The 451-nt window shown below is 36.6% G+C and carries 1 pseudogene; it reads right to left on the reverse strand.

The window, feature by feature from the left end:
- A pseudogene (locus BWI92_RS26840) lies at positions 1-375 on the reverse strand (lyase family protein); the annotation flags it as partial.
- Between the last annotated feature and the right edge of the window lie 76 nt (positions 376-451).

Below are 451 nucleotides of genomic sequence, written 5' to 3' on the forward strand. Positions count from 1 at the left end.
TTTCGTTTCCGATAATTTTGTAAGCTTCTCTAAAGGCACACCTTGCAGTACCAATCGTTGACTCTTTCTACCGAAATAATAAATCATACTTTGAATCGTCCAAGATACCTTCTTTTACCTGAATACCTGACAACATAAAATGTGTCATATCCAAGCAACTCAAAATTTCGTCAAAAGCAGGCATTAATACTTCTTTTAAAATCTGCATTTCACGGTGGTATCCAGAAGGCAAGTTGCTCATTACGAGCATAATATCATTTGGCAATCCTTTTAGTCTATTGGTTTTTCCACGAAGCAATTCTGCCACATCAGGGTTTTCTTGTGAGGCATAATAGAGCTACCTGTTGTCATTTCGTCAGGAAGTTTGATAAAAGCCAAAATTTCTKRKAATTTTCTGAATCGTTATTTTTTTGACGAAGCTGATCCAAACTTACCCCTGAATAGGCTTAGC

The sequence above is a fragment of the Flectobacillus sp. BAB-3569 genome, assembly GCF_002270355.1.
GTDB classification, from domain to species: Bacteria; Bacteroidota; Bacteroidia; order Cytophagales; family Spirosomataceae; genus Flectobacillus; species Flectobacillus roseus.